Raw genomic sequence first — 20,901 nt, 5'->3', positions numbered from 1 at the left:
AATTCTCCTTTGTCCGATCTTCATGGCGCTGAAAACCGGCGTCTTCATGGCGTGTCTTGCGGGATGATATAGGGCGCGCGTCGACGTTGCCGAGAGGATATTCGACAGATGTGATGCCCTATTGGGGACTATCGCTCGAGAATGTCGGCTTCGGTCGGCACGAGAATCTCGCGCTTCCCGGCATGGTTTGCAGGCCCGATGATGCCTTCCTGCTCCATGCGCTCGATCAGCGAGGCGGCCCTGTTGTAGCCGATGCCGAGGCGGCGCTGGACATAGGATGTCGATGCCTTGCCGTCGCGCAAGACAATAGCCACGGCCTGATCGTAGGGATCGTCGGACTCGGACAGGTTGGAGGTGCCCATCGGGCCGCCGCCTTCGTCGTCGTCGTCATCGTCAGCGGTGATCGCATCGAGATATTGCGGCGAGCCTTGGGTCTTCAAATAGGACACGATGTCCTCGACTTCGCCGTCTGACACGAATGGCCCGTGGACGCGCTGAATGCGCCCGCCGCCGGCCATGTAGAGCATGTCGCCCATTCCAAGCAGCTGTTCGCCGCCCTGCTCGCCAAGAATGGTGCGGCTGTCGATCTTCGAGGTCACCTGGAAGGAAATGCGTGTCGGGAAGTTGGCCTTGATCGTGCCAGTGATGACATCGACCGACGGGCGCTGGGTCGCCATGATGACATGAATGCCGGCTGCGCGCGCCATCTGCGCCAGACGCTGCACCGCACCTTCGATGTCCTTGCCGGCCACCATCATCAAGTCGGCCATTTCGTCGATGATGACGACGATGTAGGGCATGGGCTTCAGGTCGAATTCTTCCGTCTCGTACATCGCCTCGCCGGTCGCACGGTCGAACCCGGTCTGGACGGTGCGCGAGATCGCTTCCCCCTTGGCGGCAGCCTGCTCGACGCGCGTATTGAAGCCATCGATATTGCGCACGCCGATCTTCGACATCTTCTTGTAGCGCTCTTCCATCTCGCGGACGGTCCATTTGAGCGCGACGACGGCCTTCTTCGGATCGGTGACGACGGGAGAAAGCAGATGCGGAATGCCATCGTAGACCGACAGCTCGAGCATCTTCGGGTCGATCATGATCAGGCGGCACTGCTCCGGCGTCAGCCTGTAGAGAAGCGACAGGATCATCGTGTTGATGGCAACCGATTTGCCCGAGCCGGTCGTGCCGGCGACGAGCAGGTGCGGCATCTTGGCAAGATCAGCAATGACGGGTTCGCCGCCAATCGTCTTGCCGAGCGCCATGGCAAGCTTCGCCTTGGAGCCCTCGAAATCGCGGCTGGCTACGAGTTCCCGCAGATAGACCGTCTCGCGAATATTATTCGGCAGCTCGATACCGATTGCGTTGCGACCAGGGACCACGGCGACGCGAGCGGCAATCGCGCTCATCGAGCGGGCGATATCGTCGGCAAGGCCGATGACCCGCGACGATTTGATGCCAGGAGCCGGTTCGAGCTCATAGAGCGTCACGACGGGACCTGGGCGGACATGGATGATCTCGCCCTTAACGCCGAAATCTTCCAGCACGCCTTCAAGCATGCGGGCATTCTGCTCCAGGGCATCGGCAGACAGGGTCGAATCGCGAACGATCTGACGTGGCTCCGCCAGCAGGTGAACGGCCGGGAGCTGGAAGCCCTGCGGTCTGATAAAGGAGGTCTGTGCTTCCCGCTCGGCACGCACGCCCGGCTTCGGCCGTGCGGCGGGCGGAATGACCCGATGTCCGATGTGCGCTCCTCCAGCAGATTTGGCGGCCGCCGGGCGAATAGCCCATTCGTCGTCGTCATCCGGCAGGATATCGTTCGGACGCTTCATCCCCCGTTCGAAGGGCAGATCGTTGTCTTCGTCTTCGTCATCGTCGTCATTGCCGACGCTGATGGAAGGTGCCGATACGATGCGACGTGCCGGACCTTCCATTGACGGCTCCAATCGCTCACCGCGGGTGATTGGCGTCTTTGAGCGAACGGGTTCGTTCAGCGTGCCAAACTCATCGTCGTTAAAATCGTAAGGCGCATCGAATGCATGATCGCGCCGTTTGCGTGGGCCCATGCCGAAGAGACGGCGTATGCGTGCCTGAGCGTTGTACCACATGTGAATGACAGCGCCGAAGGCAAGGAAGCCGCCGTCGCTATCCTCGTCGTCATCGCTGTCGCCGACGGTGCGGGCGCGGCTCGGCACGTCTTCGAAAATCTCGTCTTCGTCTTCAGGCAGGGTACGGCTGACGATGCCGGCCGCAAACAGCATGAGCCACGCGGTCGGCACGGCAAAGATGCAACCGAGTATGATGGCGAAGAGGCCACTTGGATAGGCTCCGACGAACAGGGCCGGGAAACGCAGGATCATGTCGCCGATCACGCCGCCGATGCCGTTCGGGATCGGCCAGGTAAGCGGGGCCGGAAAGCATCCGACGACAGCGGCTGCAGCGATGGAGCCCAGCGCCCAGGCACCAAATCGGGCGGGCAAGCGGTCGATTCTCCGGCCGGAAACAAGGGCAAGGCCCCAGGCTACGACCGGCAGCATAGCCAGCACGCTGGAAAGACCAAACGCCTGCATGACGATGTCGGCAAAGGCGGCGCCGGTATAGCCGAGAATATTCGTGGGCGGATTGCCGGTGGCATAGGAATAGCTCGGATCCAGCACGTTCCATGTTGCGAGCGCCGCAACGGCAAGCGCCAGCACCAGGAACAGGGCAAAGCCTGCAAGACCCGTGATCTGCCTCAATACGAATGTCGAGAGCGTGAAGCGGACGGGACGACCGTCCAGTGCCGCCGAATTGCTTCTGCCCATAGTGCCCAGCCCGTCAGTTGGCAAATACCGGGACGAATCGACGACATGTCGCCCGCCCGATGAATCCGCTCCACCTAATCAGACGAGGGTTAATGGCCTATTAACCATCCACCCGAGCTTGCGCCTTCCAGCGGATTTATGCCGAACGTCAGAACCGCGCAAACATCGAAAAAGGCCCGAACCAGAGGTCCGGGCCAAGAGCGGCTCATATTTCTACAAGCCGCGACGGGCCGTTCAGCAGCGGCGGAGACGTTGCTGCGCCGCTGCAAGCTTTGGATATCAAGACGTGTGGTAAGCAGCTTCGCCGTGCGAAGCCAGGTCGAGACCTTCGCGTTCGGCTTCAACGGTGACGCGCAGACCAACGATCACGTCGACGATCTTGTAGAGGATGATCGAGCCGACACCGCACCACACGATCGTGGTGATGACAGCCGTCAGCTGAACCATGAACTGGCTGCTCATGGTGACGCCGTCTGCATAGCCGACGCCGCCGAGCGATGCGCTGGCGAAGATGCCGGTTGCAAGCGCGCCGAAGATCCCGCCGACGCAGTGTACGCCGAAGACGTCAGCCGTATCGTCGTAGCCGAACTTGTTCTTCACAACGGATACGAAGAAGTAGCAAAGCGGCGAGACGATGAGGCCCATGACGATCGCGCCCATCGGACCGGCAATGCCGGCGGCGGGCGTGATGGCAACCAGGCCGGCAACCATGCCGGAAGCGCCGCCGAGCATGGAAGCCTTGCCGCGCGTGAAGGTTTCAACGACCGACCAGGAAACGATCGCCGCAGCCGTCGCGATGAAGGTGTTGACGGTGGCAAGCATCGCGCCGCCAGAAGCTTCGAGGTTCGAACCAGCGTTGAAGCCGAACCAGCCGACCCAGAGCATGGAAGCGCCGACCATGGTAAGCGTCATGGAGTGCGGAGCCATCATGTCCTTGCCGTAGCCTGTGCGCTTGCCGATGAGGAGAGCGCCGCAGATGCCGGCGATACCGGCGTTGATGTGCACGACGGTGCCGCCGGCGAAGTCGAGGGCGCCCATCTTAAACAGGAAGCCGTTTGAATCCCAGACCATGTGAGCGATTGGGAAATAGACGAAGGTTGCCCACAGCGCGCAGAAGAGTACCGATGCGGAGAACTTGATGCGCTCGGCATAGGCGCCGATGATCAGGGCCGGCGTAATGGCGGCAAAGGTCATCTGGAAGAGCATGAAGATGAATTCCGGAATGACCACGCCCTTGGAGAAGGTCGCAGCCGTCGTGGTCGTATTGACGCCCATCAGGAACATCTTCGCCGTGCCGCCCCAATATGGGCTGGTGCCGCCGCCGAAGGCGAAGGAATAGCCGTAGATAACCCAGATCAGCATGACGACAGCGCCGATCATCGTGCACTGCATGAGAACCGACAGCATGTTCTTGGAGCGCACCAGGCCGCCGTAGAACAGAGCAAGGCCCGGGACAAGCATGAACAGCACGAGAATGGTCGCGATGAACATGAAGGCGGTGTCGCCCTTGTCGACGACAGGAGCAGCTGCGGTAGCGGCAGTCGCTGCAGCGTCTGCGGCAGCCGGTGCGGCCTGCTGCGCAAATGCGATCGCCGGGGCTAGCAGGGCCGCAGAAGCAGCGCCCACCCTGGCAAGAGTGGAAGAAAACTTAGGAAATGACATTGCAAAAAACTCCCTGATCGGCCGTGACTTACAGCGCTTCTGAATCGGTTTCGCCAGTACGGATGCGCACGGCATGGTCAATCGAATAGACAAAGATCTTGCCGTCGCCGATCTGGCCGGTCTTGGCAGCAGCGGCAATAGCTTCGACGGCCTTGTCAACGATTTCAGTTGCAACGGCGACTTCGATCTTCAGCTTCGGAAGAAAGCTCACCGCGTATTCAGTGCCGCGGTAAATTTCAGTATGTCCCTTCTGGCGCCCGTAACCCTTCACCTCGGTCACGGTCAGGCCTTGAATGCCGACCGCTGTCAGGGCCTCGCGGACCTCATCGAGCTTGAACGGCTTGATTATGGCCATCACAATTTTCATCTGGTTCCCATCCTTTGTTACCCTCGGCACGGAGCCGACTCTCCTTGCCCGCTGACATCAAATCGAGCAGCGACCGAACTTATACATTCAAAGGCCGTGCCAGTTTCGTGGCGGCCTATAACATATTGAAAAATAAAGGTTATAATTGGAGACGCTAAAAAAGAAGCATACGGTAGGTGAGTAATCGTGCAAATTATAGGCAATTTCGCGAAAATGCACAACTATTAATCATTTGCCTTTTTCCGAATCAGCCCCTCTTGAGCGACAGACGCAATCAGAACACCGGATCGCGTAAAAAGACTACCGCGCGAGATCCCGCGCCCGCCGAAGGCACTCGGGCTATCTTGCGTATAGAGCAGCCAGTCATCGAGCTTGCAGGGCCTATGGAACCACATCGCGTGATCGAGGCTGGCGATCTGGAGGCTTTGATCGAAGACGGACGTGCCATGCGCGTAGAGAGCCGCGTCCAGTAGCGTCATGTCGGAGAGATAGGCGAGCACGGCGGCCTGATAGATTCGGTCGTTGGGCACCGGCCCGGTGGCCCGCACCCAGACATCTTGCCGCGGCTCAAGCTTCGTATTCGAAAAATAATGCTTCAGCGAGACCGGCCTGATTTCGATCGCCCGTTCCCGTTCCCAATATTTGCGGATCGGCTCGGGCGCATTGGTCAGATATTTTTCCTTGATTTCCTTTTCGCCAAGCAGGGTCTCGGGCACCGGGGCATTGGGTATGCCGATCTGATGATCGAAACCGGGTTCGTCCAACTGGAAGGACGTCGACATGGCAAAGATCGCGTGACCGTGCTGAATGGCAAGGACCCGTCGCGTGTTAAAGCTTGCGCCATCGCGCAGCCGTTCCACCTGATAGACGATCGGCACGGAAGGGTCGCCGGACCGCATGAAATAGGCATGCAGCGAATGCACGAAGCGGTCGCGCTCGACGGTTCGCTGAGCCGCCATCAGCGCTTGAGCGATAACCTGGCCACCGAACACCCGCTGCCAGCCGGCCTGGGGGCTGTTGCCGCGAAAAAGGTTGACCTCGATCGGTTCCAGATCGAGCGTCTCGATCAGTTGCTCCATGGCGGTTGAGTTCGTCGTCTCGCGCGTCATTTTAGACATACCCCAAAGGTAGGAACGAATGGCTTCCTGCTCTATATAGATCAGGAATGGACGGCGAGGAACAGGAGCGCGCGATGTTGGACATGCTGGTGGTGGGTGGCGGCTATGTGGGTCTGGCAGCAGCGGTCGCCGTCAAGCAGGCAGCACCTCATCTCGAGGTCATGGTTGTCGAGGCCGCGCCTGAGAGCGTGTGGAAGAATGACACCCGCGCATCCGCCATCATCGCCGCCGCCTCGAAGATGCTGACGGTTTTCGGCGTCTGGGACGAAATCCTGCCGGAGGCCGAGCCTATCACCCGTATGATCGTCACCGACAGTCGCACCTCTGACCCTGTGCGCCCGGTCTTCCTGACCTTCGACGGTGAAGTCGCCGAAGGTCAGCCCTTCGCGCATATGGTGCCAAATGTCACAATGGTCGCCGCATTGCGCGGTGCCTGCGAACGGCTTGGCATCGAGATCCGCCATGGCCTTACCGCCACCGACTTCAAGACAAGCGACACAAGCGTTGCCCTTTCGCTCTGCGACGGGACGACGCTGGACACGAAACTGCTTGTCGCCTGCGATGGCGTTCGCTCGAAACTGCGCGACATGGCCGGCATCAAGACCGTCAATTGGGATTATGGCCAATCGGGCATCGTCGCGACCGTCGAGCACGAACGCCCGCATAATGGCTGCGCCGAGGAGCATTTCCTGCCGTCTGGCCCGTTTGCGATCCTGCCTTTGAAAAACAACCGCTCTTCCCTCGTCTGGACCGAGCGCACAGCCGATGCGGACCGGCTTGTTGCTGCCGACGATCTGATTTTCGAGGAGGAATTGGAGCGCCGCTTCGGCCACAAGCTCGGAGGCCTGAAGGTCATCGGCGGCAAGCGGGCCTTCCCGCTCGGCCTCACGCTTGCCCGCTCCTTCGTGGCACCGCGCTTTGCGCTTGCCGGCGATGCCGCCCATGGTATCCACCCGATTTCCGGCCAGGGGCTCAATCTCGGCTTCAAGGATGTGGCAGCACTTGCCGAAACGGTCGTGGAGGCCGATCGCCTGGGCCTCGACATCGGCTCGATCAACATTCTGGAACGCTATCAGACGTGGCGGCGTTTCGACACGTTCCGGATGGGCGTGACGACAGACGTGCTCAACCGCCTGTTTTCCAACGACGTAGGCCCGATCAGGATTGCCCGCGATTTCGGCCTCGGCCTTGTCGATCGGATGCCGAAGCTCAAATCCTTTTTCATCGGCCAGGCAGCCGGGACGACGACAGCAAGCAATCCGCGTCTGCTTGCCGGACAGACGATCTGATCGCTTGAGGGCTCAATCCTCGATCCGGCGGGCCTCTGATGTCAGCATGATCGGAATGCCGTCACGTATGGGATAGGCAAGCCGCGCCTTTTCCGAGATGAGCTCATTCTTCTCGCGGTCATAGCTCAACCGGCCCTTGGTCAAAGGGCAGACCAGTAGCTCGAGAAGTTTCGTGTCCACTTTGCTGACGGTGTCGTCCATCAAAATCGCCTATTGGAGGACCGAATCGGAATCGCCGAAGCTGCGGGCAAGCACGATCTCGGTAATGGCAATAAAGGTTTCCGCCCGGCTCTTCAGATCCGGAGCCTCGAGCAGCGCCTGCTTTTCAGCCGGCTCGAAAGGCGCCATCATCGATAGCGAGTTGACCAGCGTCATGTTGCTCGCGCGCTCGACGCTCTCCCAGTCCGCCTCCAGTTTGTTGGCTTCAAGATAGGCCTTGAATGCTGCAAGCAAGGAGGTGCGGTCGACCGCATCCTCCTCGTCGCGGGACCTGAGGTCGGCGACAAAGGGCGCGATGCGAAAACTGCGATAGGGATGGTGGCCGCCCACCTCGTCAAGCAGACGGAAGCGGCAGATGCCGGTCAGCGAGACGATGTATCGCCCGTCGCCGGTTTCGGCAAAAGACGTGATCCGGCCGAGGCATCCGACTTGCGTCAGGTGCGTGGTGTCGGAGGGCTCGCCGAGAGCCGGCTGCACCATTCCGATCAGGCGATTGCTTGAGATCGCGGCATCGAACATCGTAAGGTAGCGCGGCTCGAAGATGTTCAGCGGCAGTTGACCACCGGGAAGAAGGAGCGCGCCGGCAAGCGGAAAGACGGCAACCGAATCCGGCAGATCGTTCGGCTTCAGATATCTCGCATTCCCGACTTGCATGAACGCACTTCCCGCCTCGGTCGTATTCGGCCACGACTAGCCTGTTGATATCGATCGTCCCTGACCAAAATGTGGTGCCGACAGCCCAAAACGCAATGTAGCCCTTAAAACTTTAAGAGAAAAGGATCGAAGACAATTTGCGCCGCGCCGTCACCGTCGCCGGATCCTTGAAGCCCCACACGTCGAAGAACTGCAGAAGCTGCCGGCGGGCACCGTCGTCATCGAATGTACGGTCACGGCGCATCACTGTCAAAAGATGCTCGGCCGCGTCGTCGCGCTTGCCCTGGACGTTGAGGATCTTCGCAAGGCTGATACGTGCCTGGTGATCGTCAGGGTTCACCGCTAATGCATGCTCAAGTGCAGCCGGATCGCCCAGCTTGCGCGCCTCGTCGATCTGATCGAGCTTTTTGACTACGGCAAGTATGCCGGCATCCTGGGCAAGCGTGTCCGGCAGGTCCGACAGCGCCTGGCGGGCGCGATCGCTCTGGCCGGCCGCGATCATGCATTCTGCCATGCCGGCCAATGCCTTGGCATTTTCAGGATCGGCTTGGAGCACCGCGCCGAAAAGCTCGGCAGCACCATTGATATCGTCGTTGGCAAACAGTGCCGCGGCTTCATCGAGGATCGACGCGATCTGCGCTGCGTCATCGCCCTCGCTGCCATTGTCGGGGCCTGCGATCCGATCGATGAATTCGCGGACCTGGCTCTCGGGAACAGCGCCCATGAACCCGTCGGCCGGACGGCCGTTGACAAAGGCGATGACGGCCGGAATGGACTGGATGCCGAGCTGGCCGGCGATCGATGGATGGTCGTCGATGTTCATCTTGACCAGCTTGACCCGGCCACGGCCCTCGTTGACGACTTTCTCCAGGGTGGGCGTCAACTGCTTGCACGGACCGCACCAGGGCGCCCAGAAATCGACGAGCACAGGCTGGTGGCGAGACTCCTCAATAACGTCGCGCGCAAAGGTCGCAGTGGTGGTGTCCGTGATGTAGGACCCGCCTACTGCCTGCGCGCCCATATTGACGGTGCCGGACATCTGGCCGCCTAGGGAAGCGTTGTAGGGATTGTCTGAGCCGCTCATGAATGTCTCCCGCCTGCCCGGCATTCCGGGCCGTTATTGTAGCGTTAAATCGTATCTCAGGCTGTCACTTTCAAGACAAGCGGCTGATGGCCAGTCGCTTCCATGAAGCGTACGAGATCGTCGTTGCTAATCGAGGTGGTCGCATCGTTCGACAGCGGATGGCAGTTGATGACGTTATGCGCCATCAGATCCGCATCGAGTACGAAGGTGACGTTGTTTCCCGCATCGTTGATCGCGCCGAAGGCTGTTACTGCGCCTGGAATGACACCGAGATATTCCATCAGCTTTTCCGGCTTGCCGAACGAGACCTTGCTCGCCGCGGCGATGACCGTGTGAACCGTCTTCAAATCGACGGTGGCGTTTTCCTCGACCGTCAAAAGGAAGAAATTGTCCTTCTTGTCCTTCACGAACAGGTTCTTCGTGTGCCCGCCGGGGATTTCGTCGCGCAGCGACACCGATTCGGCAACGGTGAAAACCGGTGCATGGTCCTTGGTACTGTGCTTGATCCCGAGATCGTCGAGAAACGCAAGGAGGTCGTCGCGGGTCTTGGGAAGCTGTTCGGTCATTACATACTCGCGCAAGCAGATCGGATCGGGCTTAGATGATTGCGCCTCTGATACGTCCGCGCCTGGAATTTGGCAATCTTCCAGCGTCCGGATGGTCCGCATTTCAAGACTTTCTTGGCAAAAGCCGGCGCGCTCCGATTTTTTTCTTGGGCGCCCTGATATTTCCCTGTTGCATTTGAAAAACAGTTGGGCCATATAGCGCCCGTCGCCGCAAGGTGGCCTCCACGGTCCAACGATTACCCCGGACCAATGTGGAATGAGCGGGTGTAGCTCAGGGGTAGAGCACAACCTTGCCAAGGTTGGGGTCGAGCGTTCGAATCGCTTCACCCGCTCCAATTTTCCTAATAGATGCAATAGGTTATGTTCGCCGTCGGGCGAACTTTCCCTAAAGTTCTGTCGCAAGATACCACCGGACGTGAGACGCGAACCGACGCAACTAAGGACACTCCTTTCAGGTGCTAGAGGGCAACTAGCGATACAAAAGCGATCACTTCGCCGCAAAAACGCTTGGTCATGTGTGGATGATTTGGAATCGCATGATTTCAACGGGTATGAAAACAGAAAGCGGCGTCCTGAAAAGAGCAGCGTGGAAATGAGCTTAGCGCCCAGGCGCTTTCACCTCGGATTAAATGCTGAGATCGATCTTCAGCCTGAAAAAGCAGCGCTGTGTCTAGACAACGCTATCTTCGCACGCCCTTCAACACAGCCATACCCCTAGCTTGTCGAGGCCGAGAATGGAGGAGGCACAGCTTACGCGCGCTGCAAAGTCCGTCGCTGGGCAACGCTTTACCTGCAAGGCGGAGCCCATGTTCTGAGCTACCGTCATGTGGGGATAAAGCGCGCAATATTGAAAAACCATTGCGATGTCCCGCTCCTTGGCGGACGCATCGTTGATCACCTCATTGTCGATCGCAATCTCGCCGTCGGTAATATCTTCACGCCCCGCTATCATGCGAAGGGACTATTCCGAGGGTGAGACTGGCGGCGGTTGCCCGCCGCCGCTCTTCGCAGTCAGACCGGATCGCAATCGGATCTGGCCATCTCAAGGAGCTCGATCAGACCTTCTTCGGAGCCGTCGCCTTCCAGCTCTTCAGCAGTTCATCGTAGTCGACCGTGATACCCTGCGGCTTCTCGTTGGCCAACTTGCGCTGTGGCGCAAGATTGCCGTCGGTTTCGGCCTTTTTGTACCAGTATTCCGGATCCTTCTCTTCGTTGAGCTTCGGGCCGAGCTTGCCCTGCACTCCGGACTTCTCCAGGCGAGCCATGATGGCGTCCTGTGCGTTGGCAAGGCCGTCCATGGCTTCCTGAGGCGTGGCTTCGCCGGAGATCGCCTTGGATACATTCTGCCACCAGACTTGGGCGAGACGTCCGTAATCCGGCACGTTGACGCCCGTCGGAGTCCAAAGCTTGCGCGCCGGGCTGCGATAGAATTCGACGAGACCGCCTACCTTGGGAGCGATTTCCGTCATCGCATCCGACCAGATGTCACTGTCACGGATAAGATGTAGCGACAGGAGCGACTTTTTCAGCGTCACGGTCTTGGATGTGCAGAACTGCGCGTAGAGCCAACCGATCTTGGTCTTCTCGAGCGGAGCATACTTCAGCAGCGTCCAGAGACCCACATCTTGGTAGCCAAGCTTCATGCCGTCCTTCCAGTAGGCGCCATGCGGGCTTGGTGCCATGCGCCACTTCGGCGTACCATCCTTGTTCATGACCGGTAGGTCTGGCGCACTCAGGGCATGCGTGAACGCAGAATACCAGAAGATCTGCTGGGCGATGTGTCCCTGTCCCGGCACTGCGCCGGACTCCAGGAAGTCCATACCGGACGCTTCCGGCGGAGCATATTTCTTGAGCCATTCCACGAACTTGCTCGTGGCATAGACTGCTGCCGGGCCATTCGCGTCGCCGCCACGTGTGATCGAAGAACCGCGCGGGATCCCGTCTTCCATGCGGATACCCCATTCGTCAACGGGCTTGCCGTTCGGCAGCCCCTTGTCTCCACTGCCAGCCATCGAGAGCCAGGCATCAGTGAAGCGCCAGCCGAGCGACGGGTCCTTCTTGCCATAGTCCATGTGGCCATAGACTTTCTGGCCATCGATTTCCTTCACCTCGTTGGTGAAGAAATCGGCGATGTCTTCGTAGGCCGACCAGTTGACTGGAACGCCGAGGTCATAGCCGTACTTCTTCTTGAAGGCGGCCTTCAACTCAGGCTTTTGGAACCAATCGTACCGGAACCAGTAAAGATTTGCGAACTGCTGGTCCGGCAGGCCATAGAGCTTGCCGTCGGTGAAGGTGGCGAAGTCAAGACCGATGAAATCCTTTAGGTCGAGGGTCGGGCTGGTGACATCCTTGCCCTCGTTGGCCATGAAGTCGGTCAACGAACCGCCGACGATGTCATTGAAGCGTGGGTGAGTTCCGATGAAGTCGGAGTCGTTCATCCAAAAATCGTAGATCGGTTTTCCGGATGCGATTTCAACCTGGATCTTGTCGACCAGCAGGCCTTCGTCCATGAGTTCATGGTTAACCCTGATGCCAGTGATTTCGGCGAAGGCCTTGGTAAGCGTCTTCGACTCGTAGTCGTGGATGCTCAGAATTTCCGAAACAGTACTTGCTTCCATCCCTTTGAACGGCGCAGAAGCCTTGATGAACCACTCCATTTCGGCCATCTGCTGCTCTTTGGTGAGCGTGGATGGCTGGAATTCGTTGTCGATCCATTTCTTGGCAGCGTCCGTCTGCTGTGCCACGCTGGGCGTCGCGGTGATGATCGCTCCGCCCCAAGTCACCGCGGTGGCAGCCGTTGCGACCGCCGCCCCCTTCAATACGTCACGACGCTTCAAATCCATGTCATTTCCTCCCATTAAGCCCCGCGACACCATGCCGAAAGGCGGCCATTGGATCGGTCTGGCGGTTTCTTGAGCCGTCTGGTCGAGCCATATGTTTAGTTCGCGCTGGACTTTGCCGAAACCTGCTTCGCGGCCTCAGGCATCCCGCGCCGGGTTACGCAAACCTGAACATCGCGATCCCGTAGAGCACGGACGCAGCGAGCGGGTACCAGAGCAGCCCACCTCCGAGCCGCATCCAGAATATAAAGATGAAGGCCGAGCCGATCATCGTGACGAAGAACCGGTCGCCCCGCGTCGTCGGGAATCCCAGGATGCCCTTGCGCGGTATCTCCGGCCGAAAAATTGCCAGCAGGGTCAGAATGGTGAGTATCGTCACGACGGTTCCGAAGAAAGCCGCCGTCTGCCAGGTCCAGGCCATCCAGTCGAGCATCTCGGTCTCCTTAAACGCGCCCAAGGGCAAAGCCCTTGGCGATGTGATTGCGCACAAACCAAATGACGATTGCACCCGGGACCATCGTGAGTACACCGGCGGCGGCTAGCAGCGACCAGTCCATGCCGGCGACCGAATAGGCGCGTGTCATGACGGCAGCGAACGGCAGCGCATGTGACGAGGTGAGTGTCGTCGCCAGCAGCTGCTCGACCCACGAGAACATGAAGCAGAAGAATGCGGTAACACCGATACCATTGGCGATCAGCGGAATGAAGATCCGGATGAAGAAGTGTGGGAAAGAGTAGCCGTCGATTGCCGCTGTCTCATCGATCTCGCGCGGAACGCCGCTGACGAAGCCTTCCAGGATCCACACCGCCAAAGGCACGTTGAAGAGGCAATGCGCCAAAGCGACGGCCCAGACCGTGTCGAACAATCCAACTGCGTAGTAGAGCTGGAAGAATGGCATGGCGAAGACCGCTGCCGGTGCCATCAGGTTGGTCAGCAGCCAGAAGAATAGATGCTTGTCGCCGACGAAGTGGAACCGGCTGAAGGCGTAGGCTGCTGGCAGCGCCACTGTGACCGAGACGACTGTGTTGATGGCCACGTAAGAGAGCGAAACACCGAACGCATGCACCCAGCTGGGATCGTTGAAGATTGCGACGTATTTTTCCAGCGTCGGATGATGCGGATAGAGTGCCAACCCTGAACTGATGTCGGCATTTGTTCTGAGGCTCATGCTGATCAGCCAATAGATCGGCAGCATCAGGAGCACGAGATAAACGATAAAGACTATTTTGCTGACGATACCAGAACGCATCAGACATCCCTCCGACGTTCGAGCTGGGTCATGATGGTGAAGAAAATCCAGCAGACGGCCAATGTGATTAGGTTGTAGACGAGCGACATCGCACCGGCATTGCCGAGGTCAACCTGGCCAAGGGCGATCTTGTCGAGATCAATCGAGAGGAACGTGGTGGCGCTGCCAGGACCACCACCTGTTACGACGAAGGGCTCGGTGTAGATCATAAAGGTCTGCATGAAGCGCAAGAGCACCGCTATGACCAAGACTTTCTGCAGCTTGGGCAATTCGATATTTGCAAAGACCGCCCAGCGGCTGGCGCCATCGATCCGCGCAGCCTGATAATAGGCATCCGGAATGGCTCGCAGTCCGGCGTAGCTAAGGAGAATGACCAGCGGCGTCCAATGCCAGACGTCCATGACGACGATGGTCACCCAGGCCGAAGCGGCGTTCTGGGTCACGTTGTAATCGATCCCGAGGCCGACCAGACTTGCGCCGAACAGGCCGATGTCTGCGCGGGTAAAAATCTGCCAGATCGTGCCGACCACGTTCCACGGAATCAGCATCGGCAGCGCGATCAGTACCAGGGAAATGCCGACTGCCCAACCTTTGCGCGGTACGCAAAGGGCTATGCCGATTCCAAGTGGGATCTCAATCACGAGGCACGCAAAAGAAAATGTCAGAGTGCGAAACAGCGCGTCGTTGAAGCGCGCACCGATCTCTGTCGAGGGATTGAGCAGGTCCCGGAACCAAGCATCGCCATTCCAGAAGAAGCTATTGTTGCCGAGCGAATCCTGGACGGAGTAATTCACCACGGTCATCATCGGAATAATCGAGGAGAACAGCACGAACCCCAGTACCGGAACGACCAGGAACCAGGCCTTGTTGTTGATGGTCTTGCCGTTCATACCGTTACTCCCTGTACGCGTATGTCGTTGAGGTAAACATGCGTCTGGGTTCGGTCGAGCGCGATGTTTACCTCGTTAGGGATTGTTTCCATCTCCGGCGGTACCACGGCGACCAATGGGTGATCCCCAAGCGTGACGTAGGCAAGACGCTTGCGACCTAAATCGGCAATACGGCGTACCTGCACCGCCAGACCTGGGCCAGACGTCAGCCGGACGAACTCAGGCCGGATGCCGACTTTCACGGCCGTCATCGCGCTCAGGTTCGGGTAGGCCGCGCCAAGGTCCAAGACCTTGCCGTTGACTATCGCCTGATTGCCTGAAACCTTCGCGTCCAGAAAGTTCATGCCGGGCGAACCGATGAAATAGCCGACGAAAGTGTGTTCCGGCCGCTCGAATAATTCAGCCGGCGTACCGATTTGCACGGCCTTACCGTCATTCATTACGACCACCTTGTCGGCAAACGTCAGCGCCTCGATCTGGTCATGGGTGACATAGATCATGAGCAGGTCGAGTGCGCGGTGGACCGCCTTTAGTTTCGAGCGCAGCTCCCATTTCAGCGCCGGATCGATCACCGTTAGCGGCTCATCGAAAAGGACCGCCGACACGTCCGAGCGAACCAGTCCGCGCCCGAGCGAAATCTTTTGCTTGGCATCGGCCGTAAGACCGCGCGCCCGGCGCTTCAGATCGCTCGTCAAGTCGAGCATCTCGGCAATCTCGCCGACGCGCCGATCGATGATCTCCCTAGACATCCGGCGATTTTTCAGCGGGAACGCAAGATTTTCCGCGACCGTCATCGTGTCGTAGATGACGGGAAACTGGAACACCTGTGCGATATTTCGCTTCTCTGTGGGCAGCCGGGTGACATCCTTGTCGCCGAACATCAGCCTGCCCTCAGACGGGATGACGAGACCGGAAATAATGTTCAAAAGCGTTGTCTTGCCGCAACCTGACGGTCCAAGCAGCGCATATGCCTGCCCCTGCTGCCAGACGTGATGCAGCGGCTTAAGCTGATAGTCGGCGTCTGATTTCGGATTGCCGCTGTAACTGTGCGCGATGCCATCGAGTGTTATCTGAGCCATGTCGCCCTCAAACCTTTTTCGCATTGAGTGACCCGGCAACCCGGTTTCCAGCGGCATCGAACACAAAGACGCGCTCGACGTTCACCCGTACTTGGACCTCGGCCGCGGGCAGCAATTCGTGCACGTAGGGTATGAGGCAAACCCACACGCCATGACCGACATCCACGTGCACGAAGCTCTCTGAGCCGCTCAGTTCCGTAACGATGACTTTCCCCGAGAATGCTAGGCCCAGACGAGTGGCATCACCGATCTCGACACCGTCGGCCCGAAATCCCAGCGTGTAAACGCCATCGGACAAGGCCGCGAGATCGCCGGCGGCCGGCAGCGTGCGGCCATCGGTCAGCACCAGCTCCGTCCCCCGTTTCGTCACCCGCAACTCGTTCAGCGGCGGATCAGAGAAGACGCGTGCCGCATCCAGATTGTCTGGCGAATGATAGATCTTAGCGGTCGGGCCGAATTGCGTGGCGCGGCCCTCCCGTAGCGTAATCGTATTGCCGCCGAGCAGCAGCGCTTCGGTCGGCTCCGTCGTCGCGTAGACGAGGATCGCGCCGGTTTCGGCAAAGAGGCGCGGCAGCTCTTCGCGCAGTTCTTCACGTAGCTTGTAGTCGAGATTGGCGAGGGGCTCGTCGAGCAGCACCAGATCCGCTCGCTTGACCAGCGCGCGCGCAATCGCCGTGCGCTGCTGCTGACCACCGGAAAGTTGTGCAGGCAGCCGCTGCAGCAAGGTCTCCAGACGCAGAATGCGTGCCGCTTCCCGCACGCGTGCATCGATCTCGGCCTTGCCGATGCCCTTGAGCCGGAGCGGCGAGGCAATATTCTCGTAAATCGTCAGCGAAGGATAATTGACGAACTGCTGATAGACCATCGCGACCGAGCGGCTGCGCACCGCTACCCCCGTCACATCCTTGCCATCGGCAATCAGCTTGCCCGTCGTCGGCCTGTCAAGCCCAGCCATCAACCGCATCAGCGTCGTCTTGCCCGCTAGTGTCGGCCCAAGCAGGACGTTGACCGTCCCGGCATCGAGATACAGATCGACCGGTTCGATCATCACCGTCTCGCCGACTGTCAGGCCGATATGGTCGAGTACAAACGCCACTACGCAGTTCCTCCAGATGTCAGTTTTGGGTTTGAGCCGCGAATTGATCTCCAAGCAGATATGTGTCGAGATCCACGATTTCGGCCTTGGAGAGGCGAAGCCCGAGCTTGGTTCGCCGCCTTACGATATCGGTAGCGCTCATCGCCCATTCGTTCTTTGCTAGATACTTGACCTCGGCCTCGCTCAAATCGGCCCCGAACATGATGCACTCGACGTTGCCGAAGCGAGGTCGCCCTTTTCAGCAAGGAAAACCGACCAGCCACGTCCGGCCGCATCGCGGGCGATGCCGCACCCGTTGATTCCGCCGCCGATAATAGCAATGTCGAAAGGGACATCAGACGTGTCCGCCGGCATCTGACGCAAACCCTCTCTCCCTCATTTCTTTTTCGACGTCTTGAAGCGCCGTTCTTTCGATGTTCGAATGAAGCCTACGACGAAAGATAACGAACATACAAGCGAAAAAAAACGAACCTTTTAATCATATGTTAGCTCGTTTGCACATCGACGCGACGTCGAGATTTGATCGCTGACTTTGAACAGTCCATCGATCAATTTCGCAGGATAAGTACCCATGAAATCCTCTTTTCCAATTCTAAAAATTCACAAATTTTTCAGACAGGCGACCGAGAACCTGATCGCCTCACCTCCGTATCGAAGGGATCATTTTCACAGCTACTTCCACAACGCCTCGGCTCTCCGCGGCAAGCGAAGGCTCTTAAATGTAATAGAAATTCTGAAAATTGGTTCGCAATTTAATTGCGCGGCAAAAGTTGATTTCGACATCTAGACGCAAGAAGGCCTCACGAGGATCGACTTTCAGGTTAGGATCAGTGAAACTGCGCTATCCGCTATCGGCCGGAAACGGATGGCAAATTCGATGGAAAATTCATTGGCGGCAAGACAGGCACAACTGGCACGCGCCCTCGCTGATCTGAGTGCCGGGAATGAGGGCGCAGCCAGACAGATTTGTGCGTCACTGCTTCGCCAGGCCGCCGACGATCCCGCAGTTCACCAATTGATGGCGACGATCGCCCTTAGAGTGGGCCGCCTGCCCGAAGCCGAACAGCATGTCGCTATCAGCTTGAAACACCGTCCGCAGCACCTACCCACCTGGCTGCTGGCCGGGCAGATAGCACAAGCCGCGGGCGATCTTCGCCTGGCCGCTCAGCGGCTCGATCGGGCCGTTGCGCTGGATCCTGCGCGAGAAGATACGGCATTTGCGCGTTGCCGGATCTGGATCGCGTTGGCGAAGAGTGGACAGTTCGATGCGGCGGATCGCCCGGATCACATCAGGCTCATCGCTGATCTGCTGGCACGCTTTCCTGATTTCGCGCCGGGCTGGGCAGCAATTGGATCCGACATGGAGCTGATGGGCCAGTTGGACGCAGCACTTGTCGCAACGACCCGGGCGGCAAAAGCATCGCCATCGGTCGCCGCCAACCTGAAGAGCGCGCAATTGGCCCTGCGGCTCGCCCGCCCGTCGGAAGCCGCCGATGCACTGCAACGCGCCTTGGCTCTTGATCCCACCATGGCGCCCGTATGGTTCAAGCTCGGCGTCATCCTGCAGGATTGTCGCCAAGCCGATCGAGCGATTGGCGCCTACCAGCAGGCGTTGGCGCTCGATCCAGCCCTGTCGGAAGCTGCGACCAACCTCGGCATCATGCTACAGGAAACCGGCGATCTTGCCGCTGCCAAACGTGCTTACGGTCAGGCATTACGGGCGCGTGTCGATAGCTTCGGGCGGATTTCCCAAGCCTTGACAGCGGCACCCAAGGGCGAACTGTGGATGGATCTTAGCGCTCTGCGCGCCCATTTGTTGGCATCGGGAGCTTGATCCCAGCTCAGGATGCCGGCCGCTTGGCGCGGAATTTCTTGCGATAAACTCCCGGCGCGCTCAGCAACGTTTTGGCGACCTCATCATACTCGGCGATGCCTGCCTCCGACAACGGCTCATAGACCAGATCGAGCGTATCCCGCGCGACTGGGAAGCATTGCGCGATTGGCGTGCCCGCCGGCAGTACGCCCTCAAAACTTGGATCGATCCAGCTAGCAGGAAACAGGATACCGACGGACTTAAAGCTGTCGGCATCGACCAATCCGGTCAAGGTTCGAAATGGCAAGTCTGGGCGGTTTAACGGGTGAGTTGCAAACAGCGAATAGCCCTCTTCCAATGCGATCGTCCAGAAGTTGTTGAATTTGATCAACGTATGCCCGCCAGGATCAAGCGGAGATCCCTCCACTTGCGCCGGCACGTGAAAGCTCAACGGCGATCGCGGATGTGTTTCGATACTGAGCGGTGGCAGATCCCAATTCCAGGTAAAGCAACCACCGGCGACATAAACATCGCAGGCCAGCGGTATCATAAAACCATGGCTCATTGCGTCAACAAACGGCGGGCACTGTTTGACGGTCCGCACATCTTGCCCATGCGTATCCGAGAAAGCCATCGCCGGCATGGTCCGAAGCCACTCGGGCAGAGCCCGCCGTGCGGCGACGGGCCGTGGCAAGCGCTCGATCAAGGCAGGATCGCAGCTGAAGACGATTTTCATGGTGCCCTTCCGGTATCGAGCAAAGTTCGCGCCACGGCATCACGCCAGCCGGCCCAACGCGTCGCGCGCTCGGCCTGCGACATCTGGGCAGCAAACCGCCGCTCAAGCTTCCATGTCCCGCCGAAATCATCCGGGCTCGGATAAAGTCCCGCTTGCCAGCCTGCGAGCAACCCGACACCAAGCGCCGTGGTTTCCGTCACGACCGGACGATCGATGGAGGCATCGAGAATATCGGCAAGGAATTGCATCGTCCAATCGCTCGCCGTCATGCCCCCATCGACGCGGATAATCTGCGCACTCGAGGTCTCGGTCGATGCGTCGTCATACATCGTGGACAACAGGTCCAGCGTCTGGAAGCCAACGCTTTCGAGAGCTGCGCGGGAGAGTTCCTTGCGGGTCGTCCCTCGGGTCAGACCGACAGGCGTGCCACGCGCCTCGCTGCTCCAGTATGGCGCGCCCAATCCGGCAAATGCCCGCACCAGATAAACCGGCTGCTCCTGATCCGCTTCCGCGGCCAGCGCCCCTGCCTCTGCTGCAGAGGAAATGATGCCCAGCGCATCGCGCAGCCACTGCACGGTTGCGCCGGCAGAAAAGATAGATCCCTCAAGAGCATAATGGCCAGCATCGAAGATAATTGTCCTCGACGACGTCGTCCCTTGATCGATAACGAGAATATATTTGCCCATTGCCGTTGACGTCTCCCGTCGCGCGTCAATTCTCAGATCTCGACGAGGCGCTTCGTATTTTGATTGAGTGATATCGTCAGGCGGTCAGTTGCCCGACGGGTAGACACCGAAATTGAAGGCAATCGAGATCCGGAGGCCTGTGCCCCGATAGGGCCGCACGCTGTGCATCAGGAACGATGGAAAGATGAACAACAGCCCCGGACGCGGCACGATCGTTTCGGCGCTTCCTGCCGATAGGCCATCCTCGCCGGCAAATTTCAGCATCGGAGCGTGCATCATGGGCGCCGCGCCGCGCGGATCGAGCATCTCAAATTCGCCGCCGAGCGTCGAATCCTCGGCACATCCGCCATCGGCAACATAATAGGCGCCCGACCAGAACGAGCCCGGATGATAATGAACCGCGTTCGAGCCATAAGCGCCGGTGACATTGGCCCAGGCTTCAACCGTCCAGTCAGGTCTGATCGACTTTCCCGTTCGATCGGTCGTCATCTGATTGACTGCAGATTGTGCAATCGTCATCAGGTCAAGGGCCGGTTTTCCGCCCCAGTTGGTGAAATCGCGGGTAGAATGCCAACCACCGATGTTGGACGCTTTGACGGATGGGTGGGTTTCGCGCCGCTTCAGGATGATATCCGTCAATTCGGCGTTGCGGGTCTCGGCGCCCGGCAGCATGATGGCCGCGACAGGGGTTGCGAACAAACCTTTGACCTGAATTTCCAACGCCGACATTTCCATCCCTCGGGCTCGGATTTTG

The 20,901-nt window shown here is 59.0% G+C and carries 20 protein-coding genes, 1 tRNA gene and 2 pseudogenes; 3 read left to right on the top strand and 20 right to left on the bottom strand.

Features of this window, described 5'->3' with window-relative positions; translation table 11 throughout:
• Positions 1-128 precede the first annotated feature (128 nt).
• The 4 genes from AB4Z52_RS05355 to tesB all read right to left on the bottom strand — a co-directional run bounded on the left by AB4Z52_RS05355 (position 129) and on the right by tesB (position 5,936).
• The gene (locus tag AB4Z52_RS05355; RefSeq protein ID WP_442216867.1) at positions 129-2,798 is read right to left on the bottom strand and encodes a DNA translocase FtsK 4TM domain-containing protein; all 2,670 of its coding nucleotides are present in this window, start codon (positions 2,796-2,798) and stop codon (positions 129-131) included.
• A gap of 279 nt (positions 2,799-3,077) precedes the next feature.
• Positions 3,078-4,460, bottom strand: coding sequence for an ammonium transporter (locus tag AB4Z52_RS05350; protein ID WP_442216866.1), 1,383 nt, complete (start codon positions 4,458-4,460; stop codon positions 3,078-3,080).
• 28 nt (positions 4,461-4,488) lie between these two features.
• A complete protein-coding gene (locus AB4Z52_RS05345) occupies positions 4,489-4,827 on the bottom strand; it encodes a P-II family nitrogen regulator (protein ID WP_111163028.1) in 339 nt (112 codons plus the stop codon).
• A 224-nt stretch (positions 4,828-5,051) separates the two neighbouring features.
• Positions 5,052-5,936: an acyl-CoA thioesterase II gene (tesB, locus tag AB4Z52_RS05340; RefSeq protein ID WP_442216865.1), complete on the bottom strand. Its 885-nt coding sequence runs from the start codon at positions 5,934-5,936 to the stop codon at positions 5,052-5,054.
• Positions 5,937-6,019: 83 nt separating this feature from the next.
• Between tesB and AB4Z52_RS05335 the strand changes: the two genes are divergently transcribed.
• Positions 6,020-7,234, top strand: a complete 1,215-nt coding sequence (locus AB4Z52_RS05335) for a ubiquinone biosynthesis hydroxylase (protein ID WP_442216864.1) — start codon at positions 6,020-6,022, stop codon at positions 7,232-7,234.
• Positions 7,235-7,246: 12 nt separating this feature from the next.
• Here the strand turns inward: AB4Z52_RS05335 and AB4Z52_RS05330 are convergent, their stop codons facing one another.
• The 4 genes from AB4Z52_RS05330 to AB4Z52_RS05315 all read right to left on the bottom strand — a co-directional run bounded on the left by AB4Z52_RS05330 (position 7,247) and on the right by AB4Z52_RS05315 (position 9,757).
• Complete coding sequence (locus AB4Z52_RS05330) at positions 7,247-7,435, bottom strand: Trm112 family protein (protein ID WP_442216863.1); 189 nt, start codon at positions 7,433-7,435, stop codon at positions 7,247-7,249.
• Between the two features lie 9 nt (positions 7,436-7,444).
• On the bottom strand, positions 7,445-8,107 hold the full coding sequence (locus AB4Z52_RS05325; protein ID WP_442216862.1) for an LON peptidase substrate-binding domain-containing protein: 663 nt from the start codon (positions 8,105-8,107) through the stop codon (positions 7,445-7,447).
• 112 nt (positions 8,108-8,219) lie between these two features.
• Positions 8,220-9,191, bottom strand: a complete 972-nt coding sequence (trxA, locus tag AB4Z52_RS05320) for a thioredoxin (RefSeq protein WP_442216861.1) — start codon at positions 9,189-9,191, stop codon at positions 8,220-8,222.
• 56 nt (positions 9,192-9,247) lie between these two features.
• Complete coding sequence (locus AB4Z52_RS05315) at positions 9,248-9,757, bottom strand: prolyl-tRNA synthetase associated domain-containing protein (protein ID WP_442216860.1); 510 nt, start codon at positions 9,755-9,757, stop codon at positions 9,248-9,250.
• A gap of 260 nt (positions 9,758-10,017) precedes the next feature.
• Here AB4Z52_RS05315 and AB4Z52_RS05310 point away from each other — a divergent pair.
• Positions 10,018-10,092: transfer RNA gene (locus tag AB4Z52_RS05310), tRNA-Gly, on the top strand.
• A 362-nt stretch (positions 10,093-10,454) separates the two neighbouring features.
• Here AB4Z52_RS05310 and AB4Z52_RS05305 read toward each other — a convergent pair.
• The 9 genes and pseudogenes from AB4Z52_RS05305 to AB4Z52_RS05265 all read right to left on the bottom strand — a co-directional run.
• The gene (locus AB4Z52_RS05305) at positions 10,455-10,709 is read right to left on the bottom strand and encodes a hypothetical protein (RefSeq protein WP_442216859.1); all 255 of its coding nucleotides are present in this window, start codon (positions 10,707-10,709) and stop codon (positions 10,455-10,457) included.
• 103 nt (positions 10,710-10,812) lie between these two features.
• The gene (locus AB4Z52_RS05300; protein ID WP_442216858.1) at positions 10,813-12,600 is read right to left on the bottom strand and encodes an ABC transporter substrate-binding protein; all 1,788 of its coding nucleotides are present in this window, start codon (positions 12,598-12,600) and stop codon (positions 10,813-10,815) included.
• 154 nt (positions 12,601-12,754) lie between these two features.
• Positions 12,755-13,030, bottom strand: coding sequence for a DUF2160 domain-containing protein (locus tag AB4Z52_RS05295; RefSeq protein WP_442216857.1), 276 nt, complete (start codon positions 13,028-13,030; stop codon positions 12,755-12,757).
• 10 nt (positions 13,031-13,040) lie between these two features.
• Positions 13,041-13,847, bottom strand: coding sequence for a carbohydrate ABC transporter permease (locus AB4Z52_RS05290; protein ID WP_442216856.1), 807 nt, complete (start codon positions 13,845-13,847; stop codon positions 13,041-13,043).
• Entirely contained in the window at positions 13,847-14,737 is an 891-nt protein-coding gene (locus tag AB4Z52_RS05285; protein WP_442216855.1) for a carbohydrate ABC transporter permease, read from the bottom strand. Before AB4Z52_RS05285 ends, AB4Z52_RS05290 begins: the two co-directional genes overlap by 1 nt.
• Entirely contained in the window at positions 14,734-15,816 is a 1,083-nt protein-coding gene (locus AB4Z52_RS05280) for an ABC transporter ATP-binding protein (protein ID WP_442216854.1), read from the bottom strand. Before AB4Z52_RS05280 ends, AB4Z52_RS05285 begins: the two co-directional genes overlap by 4 nt.
• Before the next feature lie 7 nt (positions 15,817-15,823).
• Positions 15,824-16,912, bottom strand: coding sequence for an ABC transporter ATP-binding protein (locus AB4Z52_RS05275; RefSeq protein WP_442217007.1), 1,089 nt, complete (start codon positions 16,910-16,912; stop codon positions 15,824-15,826).
• 19 nt (positions 16,913-16,931) lie between these two features.
• Positions 16,932-17,111: pseudogene (locus tag AB4Z52_RS05270) on the bottom strand (glycerol-3-phosphate dehydrogenase); the annotation flags it as partial.
• A gap of 2 nt (positions 17,112-17,113) precedes the next feature.
• Positions 17,114-17,266: pseudogene (locus tag AB4Z52_RS05265) on the bottom strand (FAD-dependent oxidoreductase); the annotation flags it as partial.
• Positions 17,267-17,789: 523 nt separating this feature from the next.
• Between AB4Z52_RS05265 and AB4Z52_RS05260 the strand changes: the two are divergent.
• Positions 17,790-18,746 (top strand): tetratricopeptide repeat protein, encoded by a 957-nt coding sequence (locus AB4Z52_RS05260; RefSeq protein ID WP_442216853.1) that lies wholly within the window; start codon positions 17,790-17,792, stop codon positions 18,744-18,746.
• A 7-nt stretch (positions 18,747-18,753) separates the two neighbouring features.
• Here AB4Z52_RS05260 and AB4Z52_RS05255 read toward each other — a convergent pair whose 3' ends face one another.
• From AB4Z52_RS05255 to AB4Z52_RS05245, 3 genes are all read right to left on the bottom strand, one after another.
• Positions 18,754-19,368, bottom strand: a complete 615-nt coding sequence (locus tag AB4Z52_RS05255) for a hypothetical protein (RefSeq protein ID WP_442216852.1) — start codon at positions 19,366-19,368, stop codon at positions 18,754-18,756.
• Positions 19,369-19,457: 89 nt separating this feature from the next.
• On the bottom strand, positions 19,458-20,147 hold the full coding sequence (locus tag AB4Z52_RS05250; protein WP_442216851.1) for an FGGY-family carbohydrate kinase: 690 nt from the start codon (positions 20,145-20,147) through the stop codon (positions 19,458-19,460).
• Between the two features lie 84 nt (positions 20,148-20,231).
• The gene (locus tag AB4Z52_RS05245) at positions 20,232-20,876 is read right to left on the bottom strand and encodes a TIGR02466 family protein (RefSeq protein ID WP_442216850.1); all 645 of its coding nucleotides are present in this window, start codon (positions 20,874-20,876) and stop codon (positions 20,232-20,234) included.
• Positions 20,877-20,901 lie beyond the last annotated feature (25 nt).

The sequence above is a fragment of the Rhizobium sp. 2YAF20 genome (assembly GCF_052114685.1).
Classification (GTDB): domain Bacteria; phylum Pseudomonadota; class Alphaproteobacteria; order Rhizobiales; family Rhizobiaceae; genus Rhizobium.
The sequence above is the reverse complement of the archived record's forward strand: the minus strand, read 5'-3'. Positions and strand labels throughout refer to the sequence as shown.

Excerpts from the sequence above, each read along its gene's own strand:
- AB4Z52_RS05355 (WP_442216867.1), bottom strand. The coding sequence starts at position 2,798 with ATGGGCAGAAGCAATTCGGCGGCACTGGACGGTCGTCCCGTCCGCTTC.
- AB4Z52_RS05350 (WP_442216866.1), bottom strand. The coding sequence starts at position 4,460 with ATGTCATTTCCTAAGTTTTCTTCCACTCTTGCCAGGGTGGGCGCTGCT.
- AB4Z52_RS05345 (WP_111163028.1), bottom strand. The coding sequence starts at position 4,827 with ATGAAAATTGTGATGGCCATAATCAAGCCGTTCAAGCTCGATGAGGTC.
- tesB (WP_442216865.1), bottom strand. The coding sequence starts at position 5,936 with ATGACGCGCGAGACGACGAACTCAACCGCCATGGAGCAACTGATCGAG.
- AB4Z52_RS05335 (WP_442216864.1), top strand. The coding sequence starts at position 6,020 with ATGTTGGACATGCTGGTGGTGGGTGGCGGCTATGTGGGTCTGGCAGCA.
- AB4Z52_RS05330 (WP_442216863.1), bottom strand. The coding sequence starts at position 7,435 with ATGGACGACACCGTCAGCAAAGTGGACACGAAACTTCTCGAGCTACTG.
- AB4Z52_RS05325 (WP_442216862.1), bottom strand. The coding sequence starts at position 8,107 with ATGCAAGTCGGGAATGCGAGATATCTGAAGCCGAACGATCTGCCGGAT.
- trxA (WP_442216861.1), bottom strand. The coding sequence starts at position 9,191 with ATGAGCGGCTCAGACAATCCCTACAACGCTTCCCTAGGCGGCCAGATG.
- AB4Z52_RS05315 (WP_442216860.1), bottom strand. The coding sequence starts at position 9,757 with ATGACCGAACAGCTTCCCAAGACCCGCGACGACCTCCTTGCGTTTCTC.
- AB4Z52_RS05305 (WP_442216859.1), bottom strand. The coding sequence starts at position 10,709 with ATGATAGCGGGGCGTGAAGATATTACCGACGGCGAGATTGCGATCGAC.
- AB4Z52_RS05300 (WP_442216858.1), bottom strand. The coding sequence starts at position 12,600 with ATGGATTTGAAGCGTCGTGACGTATTGAAGGGGGCGGCGGTCGCAACG.
- AB4Z52_RS05295 (WP_442216857.1), bottom strand. The coding sequence starts at position 13,030 with ATGCTCGACTGGATGGCCTGGACCTGGCAGACGGCGGCTTTCTTCGGA.
- AB4Z52_RS05290 (WP_442216856.1), bottom strand. The coding sequence starts at position 13,847 with ATGCGTTCTGGTATCGTCAGCAAAATAGTCTTTATCGTTTATCTCGTG.
- AB4Z52_RS05285 (WP_442216855.1), bottom strand. The coding sequence starts at position 14,737 with ATGAACGGCAAGACCATCAACAACAAGGCCTGGTTCCTGGTCGTTCCG.
- AB4Z52_RS05280 (WP_442216854.1), bottom strand. The coding sequence starts at position 15,816 with ATGGCTCAGATAACACTCGATGGCATCGCGCACAGTTACAGCGGCAAT.
- AB4Z52_RS05260 (WP_442216853.1), top strand. The coding sequence starts at position 17,790 with ATGGAAAATTCATTGGCGGCAAGACAGGCACAACTGGCACGCGCCCTC.
- AB4Z52_RS05255 (WP_442216852.1), bottom strand. The coding sequence starts at position 19,368 with ATGCCGGCGATGGCTTTCTCGGATACGCATGGGCAAGATGTGCGGACC.
- AB4Z52_RS05250 (WP_442216851.1), bottom strand. The coding sequence starts at position 20,147 with ATGGGCAAATATATTCTCGTTATCGATCAAGGGACGACGTCGTCGAGG.
- AB4Z52_RS05245 (WP_442216850.1), bottom strand. The coding sequence starts at position 20,876 with ATGTCGGCGTTGGAAATTCAGGTCAAAGGTTTGTTCGCAACCCCTGTC.